Annotated in this window: 5 protein-coding genes; 4 read left to right on the plus strand and 1 reads right to left on the minus strand. The window is 61.5% G+C overall.

The annotated features are described in order from the left end of the window. Positions 1–211: 211 nt before the first annotated feature. From ACIP1X_RS14695 to ACIP1X_RS14710, 4 genes are read left to right on the plus strand one after another with little or no spacing between them, the layout of a single operon-like run. Positions 212–682, plus strand: a complete 471-nt coding sequence (locus ACIP1X_RS14695; protein WP_053122632.1) for a (2Fe-2S)-binding protein — start codon at positions 212–214, stop codon at positions 680–682. Beyond that, the gene (locus ACIP1X_RS14700; protein ID WP_400753096.1) at positions 679–3,000 is read left to right on the plus strand and encodes a molybdopterin cofactor-binding domain-containing protein; all 2,322 of its coding nucleotides are present in this window, start codon (positions 679–681) and stop codon (positions 2,998–3,000) included. The genes ACIP1X_RS14695 and ACIP1X_RS14700 overlap by 4 nt, the downstream gene beginning before the upstream one ends. Continuing rightward, positions 3,000–3,980: an XdhC family protein gene (locus ACIP1X_RS14705; protein WP_400753099.1), complete on the plus strand. Its 981-nt coding sequence runs from the start codon at positions 3,000–3,002 to the stop codon at positions 3,978–3,980. Before ACIP1X_RS14700 ends, ACIP1X_RS14705 begins: the two co-directional genes overlap by 1 nt. After that, positions 3,977–4,567, plus strand: a complete 591-nt coding sequence (locus tag ACIP1X_RS14710; RefSeq protein WP_400753102.1) for a nucleotidyltransferase family protein — start codon at positions 3,977–3,979, stop codon at positions 4,565–4,567. The genes ACIP1X_RS14705 and ACIP1X_RS14710 overlap by 4 nt, the downstream gene beginning before the upstream one ends. A gap of 159 nt (positions 4,568–4,726) precedes the next feature. Here the strand turns inward: ACIP1X_RS14710 and ACIP1X_RS14715 are convergent. Beyond that, the coding region (locus tag ACIP1X_RS14715; protein ID WP_400753104.1) for a ribonuclease E at positions 4,727–6,856 on the minus strand (2,130 nt) is incomplete at its 5' end.

The following is a 6,856-nucleotide window of genomic DNA, read 5'->3' on the forward strand; positions in this document are numbered from 1 at the left end:
AAGCCCTGTCTCAGCAGGGCTTTTTCGTTAATGTTGGGTTAACTTAGCGAGCTAACGATAACCGTCATTTGCTCCACCAAAGGCCCGGTGCAGACGTTCGCGTCGACACAAGAGAGCCTCATTAGCCTGAGTCGATCTGCGTGAACCACCGCCGATGCAACGGCGGCAGATTGCTCGACCCCATAACCACCAAAAATATGCGGGCGTGCCCATGATTACCCTGAAACTCAATGGCCAGGATCATTCTCTCGACGTCACGGAGGACATGCCGCTGCTTTGGGCGATCCGCGACGTTGCCGGTTACAACGGCACCAAGTTCGGCTGCGGCATGGGCCTGTGTGGCGCGTGCACCATTCATATCGATGGCTTGCCGGCGCGCAGTTGCATCACGCCGATCGGCTCAGTGATCGGGCAGAACGTCACCACCATCGACAACCTGCATGCCGATCCGGTCGGTCAAGTCGTCCAGCAAGCCTGGCTCGATACGGCAGTCGCGCAGTGCGGTTTCTGTCAGGGCGGGCAAATCATGTCGGCCACCGCGTTGCTCAAAACCAATCCAAACCCGAGCGACGAGCAGATCGAAGAAGCCATGGTCGGCAACATCTGCCGCTGCGGCACTTATAACCGCATCAAAACCGCGATCCGCCAGGCCTCCACGCATTTGAAGGAGGCGAAAGCATGAGCCGCCTTCCGAACGATTTCGCCCTGAGCAATCTCAGTCGCCGCGGTTTCCTCAAAGGCGTCGGCGCAACTGGCGCATTGGTGCTGGCCGCCAGTTGGGGCTGGCAGGACGCGCTGGCCGACGAGAAAGAAAAGAAATTCGGCGCTGATGGCATGCCCAACGGCTGGATCGATGACCCGAAAGTCTACGTGAGCATTGCCGCTGACGGCACGGTCACCGTGCTCTGCAACCGTTCGGAAATGGGGCAGGGCGTGCGCACCAGTCTGACCATGGTCGTCGCCGATGAACTGGACGCCGATTGGGCCAGGGTCAAAGTGCAGCAGGCGCCAGGCGATGAAGTGCGCTTCGGTAATCAGGACACCGACGGTTCGCGCAGCATGCGTCACTGGTACGAACCGATGCGGCGTTGCGGTGCTGCAGCGCGGACGATGCTTGAACAAGCGGCGGCCACGCAGTGGAAAGTGCCGGTCGGCGAATGCCACGCGCAGTTGCACAAAGTCATTCACAAGCCGTCTGGCCGTGAGCTGGGTTATGGCGAACTGGCCGCCGCCGCGAGTGCGTTGGCGGTGCCAGCGCGTGACAGCCTGCGCCTCAAGCAACCGTCGGAATTTCGCTACATCGGCAAGGAAGGCACCAAAGCCATCGACGGTGCCGATATCGTCAACGGCCGCGCGGTGTATGGTGCCGACGTGCATTTCGATGGCATGGTTTACGCGACCATCGCCCGTCCGGCGGTGTATGGCGGCAAGGTCAAATCGCTGGATGACAGCGCTGCACTGAAAGTCCCCGGTGTGCTGAAAGTCATTCAGATTGAAGGTCGTCCACTGCCTTCTGAATTTCAGCCATTGGGTGGCGTGGCGGTGGTGGCCAGCAATACCTGGGCGGCGATCAAGGGCCGCGAGGCGCTCAAAATCGAATGGGATGACGGCCCCAACGCCAGTTACGACTCGATCGCCTATCGCAAGGAGCTGGAAGCCGCCTCGCTGAAACCCGGCAAAGTGGTACGCAATACCGGCGATATCGACAAAGCATTGAGCGGCGCTGCCAGCACACTCGAAGCTTCGTATTATTTGCCGCATCTTGCGCAGGCACCGATGGAGCCAATGGTCGCCATCGCCCGTTACAAGGACGGTGTCTGTGAAGCCTGGGCACCGAGTCAGGCGCCGCAAGTCACCCGCGAGCGTATTGCCGAGCGTCTCGGTCTGCCGTTCGACAACGTCACCTTTAATGTCACGCTGCTTGGCGGCGGTTTCGGGCGCAAGTCGAAACCGGACTTCGTCGTTGAAGCGGCGATTCTCGCTAAAGAATTTCCCGGCAAAGCCGTGCGAGTGCAGTGGACGCGTGAAGATGACATCCACAACTCGTACTTCCACACCGTGTCCGCCGAATTTTTGAAAGCAAGCGTCGGCAAGGACGGCATGCCGTCCGGCTGGTTGCATCGCACCGTGGCACCGAGCATCACCGCGCTGTTCGCGCCGGGCATGAACCACGAAGCGGCGTTCGAGCTGGGCATGGGCTTCACCAACATGGCCTACGCCATTCCCAACGTACGTCTGGAAAACCCCGAGGCCACCGTGCACACGCGGGTCGGCTGGTATCGCTCGGTGTCGAACATTCCTCATGGTTTCGCCATCCAGAGTTTCGTCGATGAGCTGGCGCACAAGGCCGGTGAGGATCCGCTCAAGTACCAGATCAAACTGCTCGGCCCGGATCGGCAGATCGACCCGCGCACCTTGAGCGAAGAGTGGAATTACGGCGAATCCCCCGAGCGTTATCCGATCGATACCGGGCGCATGCGTACCGTGCTGGAAACCGCTGCCAAAGCCGCCGGTTGGGGGCGTAAATTACCCAAGGGCCGTGGCTTGGGGCTGGCGGTGCATTACAGCTTCGTCACCTATGTGGCGGCGGTGATCGAAGTCGAGGTTAAAGACGATGGCACGCTGATCGTGCACAAAGCTGACATCGCCGTGGATTGCGGGCCGCAGATCAACCCTGAGCGGATTCGCTCGCAGTTCGAAGGCGCCTGCGTCATGGGCCTGGGTAACGCGGTGCTGGGTGAAATCAGCTTCAAGGACGGCAAGGTTCAGCAGGACAACTTCCATATGTACGAAGTGGCGCGCATGTCGCTGGCGCCGAAGGAGGTCGCAGTGCATCTGGTGACGCCGCCGGGCGATGTGCCGTTGGGCGGTGTCGGCGAGCCGGGTGTGCCGCCGATTGCGCCGGCGCTGTGCAATGCGATTTTTGCTGCCACGGGCAAGCGCATTCGTAACTTGCCCGTGCGTTATCAACTGCAGGATTGGCAGAAGGCGGACGCCTGATGGACAGTGTCGACCTCAACGTTCTGCGCAGCGTGCTCGAATGGCGCCGCGCCGGGCAGCGGGTGGTGCTGTTCAGCGTGGTGCAAACCTGGGGCACCGCGCCCCGGGCCCCCGGTGCGATGCTCGCCTTGCGCGAGGATGGCGTGGTGATCGGTTCGGTGTCGGGCGGTTGCGTCGAGGATGACTTGATCGCCCGCCTGCACGATGGACGGATTGCCAGCGACGGGCCGCCGGTGCAACTGATCACGTATGGCGTCACTCGGGAGGAGGCGGCGCGGTTTGGCTTGCCCTGCGGAGGTACGCTGCGCCTGACCGAAGAGCGGGTTGGCGATCCGCAGTGGGTCGCCGAGCTGCTCGCGCGTTGTGAAGCCCACGAAATTGTCGCCCGCGAACTGAATGTCGAAACCGGTGAAGTGGTTTTGACAGCGGCGAGCAAAACCGATGCTCTGGAGTTCGACGGCAAGCTTCTGCGCGCGATTTACGGCCCGCGCTGGCGCTTGCTGTTGATTGGTGCCGGGCAATTGTCACGCTACGTCGCGGACATGGCGCGGTTGCTGGATTTCGAAGTGCTGATCTGCGATCCGCGCACTGAGTTCGTTTATGGCTGGGAAGAGCAGCACGGTCGTTTTGTCGCGGGCATGCCGGATGAGGCGGTGTTGAACATTCAGACCGATGAGCGCACAGCGATTGTCGCGTTGACCCACGATCCGCGTCTGGATGACATGGCCTTACTGACCGCGCTGGATTCGCCGGCGTTTTATGTTGGCGCACTCGGCTCGCGGGTCAATAGTTTGAAGCGCCGGGAGAATCTGGCTCAGCTAGGCTTGTCGGTAGAGGCGATTGCTCGATTGCATGGGCCGATCGGTCTGCACATCGGCAGTCATTCGCCGGCGGAGATTGCCTTATCTTTGCTCGCAGAGATTGTCGCGATCAAAAACGGCGTTGAGTTGAAGCAGAAGAAACCCGTGGAGGGCGCATGAGCCGAACCATTGGCGTGATTGTGTTGGCCGCAGGCGAGGGCAGTCGCTTTCGCAAAGCGGCGGGTGCGGACAAGGATAAGTTGCTCGCCGATTGCACCGGTCGCGATGGCGCGGTGCGCTCGGTGATCGAGCAGGTGCTGGTGAATCTGCCGGCCAGCCTCGACAAACGTGTACTGGTCACGACGGAAGAACGACCGCAAGCGATGCGTATGGCTCAGGCGTATGGCTGTGAAGTTGTGACGATTGGCACGACCGGCATGGGCGACAGCATTGCGGCGGGCATCGCGACGTGCCCGCAAGCGGATGGCTGGCTGATTGTGCTGGGGGATATGCCGTTTATTTTGCCCTCGAGTATTGAGCGGGTTGTTGCGGCGATGGCTGATGATGCGGTGAGCGTGCCGGTTCAGGACGGCGAGTTTGGTCATCCGGTGGGGTTTGGCCGGTCGTTTGGTGCGGGGTTGCTGGCGTTGAGTGGTGATCGTGGGGCTCGGCCTTTGTTCAAGCAGGGCAGGGTGGTTGAGGTGGCGGTGGATGATCCCGGGGTGTTGTGGGATATCGATGTGCCGGAGGCTTTGGTTTTTAAATAACAGCAAGATCAAAAGATCGCAGCCTTTGGCTGCTCCTACAGGGGAACGCATTTCAAATTGTAGGAGCTGCCGAAGGCTGCGATCTCTTGATCTTTTAAATGGCATAAAAAAAGCCCCGCCAGGCTTTCACCGGGCGGGGCTTTTTTACAGCTTCAGGAATCAGACGAGGGGTTTAGGCTCGTGTTCTTTTTCCTGGGCTTCTTCGTGGTGCTCTGCTGCGTCTTGAACGGAGCGAGGCGCTTCAGCGATGACCGCTTCAACTACCGCTTGTTCAGCGACGACTTCAGCAGCCGGAGCAGCAGCGGCAGCCTGTTCGGCTTCCTTCTGCAGGCGTTCTTCTTCACGCTTGCGACGACGCACTTCACGAGGATCGTTCGGTGCGCGACCGTTTGCAGCCAGAGCGCTGACCGGAGCCACTTCAGCCACCGGAGCAGGAGCTTCGACAACTACCGGCGCTTCGACGACTGGAGCTGGTTCAGCAACAACCACTGGCTCGGCAGCTTTGGTCTCTTCAACCACTGGAGCATCGGCAACAGGCGCTTCGTACGCTGGTGCTTCGAACACTGGCGTCTCAACAACCGGCGCTTCAACCGCTGGCGCTGGTGTTTCAGCGACAACCGGCTCGGCTACCCAGTTGAAAGCGGTCTGCTCTTCGCGAACTTCACGTACGGTTTCGGTCACGGTTTCAGCGACGGTTTCAACCACCGGCTCAGCAACCACAACTGGAGCCGGCTCTACCTGAGGCAGCGTTTCCTGAACCGGAGCCACTTCGACTTCCGGAGCAGCAACCACTTCTACTGGAGTGGTCGCTTCAACAACCGGCGCTTCCACTGGAGCGGTTTCCTGAACAGCAGCGGTGGCGCGTTCGGCTTGCTCAAAGGCTTGGGCTTCGGCCGGAGCGCTGATCACGGTGCTGGCAACGGCTGCGGTAACAGCCAGGCCGGCGGCCAGATCGGCAGTGCTTGGCTCTTCAGCGTTTTCGCCGGCTTCGGATTCTTCCGAACCTTCGATCACGTTGCCGTTGGCATCACGCTGACGCTCACGACGGTTGCTGCGACGACGCTGACCGCGCGAACGACGACGTGGGCGATCGCCTTCGGCGCTCTCCGAACCGTCTTCCGGCAGTTGCTCTTCGTTGGTGTTCACTTCTTCTTCAGCGACGGCAGCAGCGGCCTGTTCGGCGCGCGGTTGACGCTCTTCACGCGGCGGACGCGGTGCGCGCTCTTCGCGTGGCTGACGAACCGGACGCTCTTCAGCAGCCACCTCGGTGGTCACGGCAGGAGCGGCGTCGAGTGGCTCGCGCAGTTCACGTACACGTTCTTCACGCTCGCCACGTGGCTTGCGATCTTCACGCGGAGCGCGCGGTGCACGTTCTTCACGCGGCGCACGTGGCGCGCGTTCTTCACGAGCGGCCGGCGCTGCTTCGGTACGGGCTTCACGCGGCTCGCGAACTTCGCGGGCTTCACGTGGCTGACGCTCTTCACGCGGCTCACGTGGGGCGCGTTCTTCACGCGGTGCACGCTCTTCGCGCGGTTTGCGTTCTTCATCGCGGCGACCGTTACGGTTGCGGCTCTGCTGACGACCGTTGCGGCGCTCTTCGTTACGGGCCGGACGCTCGGCAGCCGGTTTTTCAACCACGGCCGGAGCAACTGGCTCTTCTTTGGTAGCGAACAGGCTGACCAGCGACTTTACCAGACCTTTGAACAGGCTTGGTTCTGGCGCGGCAACCGGAGCCGGCGCCGCGGCAGCAGCAGGTGCGGTCACTTCGGTCGGCACCGGAGCGTTGGCGCGAGCCGGTGCAGTTTTGACCGCGGCTTCCTGGCGAACCAGGGTGCGGGTCGCGGCGGCTGGCTGAACTTCTTCAACTTCAGCAGCGGCGGCAGCGATTTCGTAGCTGGACTGGTTGGTCGCGGCTTCCGGGCTGTCGTCACGCAGGCGCTGAACTTCGAAGTGCGGCGTTTCGAGGTGATCGTTCGGCAGAATGACGATGCGAGCACGGGTGCGCAGTTCGATCTTGGTGATCGAGTTGCGTTTTTCGTTGAGCAGGAACGCGGCCACCGGGATCGGCACTTGTGCGCGAACTTCGGCAGTGCGGTCTTTCAGGGCTTCTTCTTCGATCAGGCGCAGGATCGCCAGCGACAGCGATTCAACGTCACGAATGATGCCGGTGCCGTTGCAACGCGGGCAGACGATGCCGCTGCTTTCGCCCAGCGATGGACGCAGGCGCTGACGCGACATTTCCAGCAGGCCGAAGCGCGAGATGCGGCCGATCTGCACGCGAGCGCGGTC

The sequence above is a fragment of the Pseudomonas sp. NPDC088885 genome (assembly GCF_044750025.1).
Taxonomy (GTDB): Bacteria; Pseudomonadota; Gammaproteobacteria; order Pseudomonadales; family Pseudomonadaceae; genus Aquipseudomonas; species Aquipseudomonas rustica.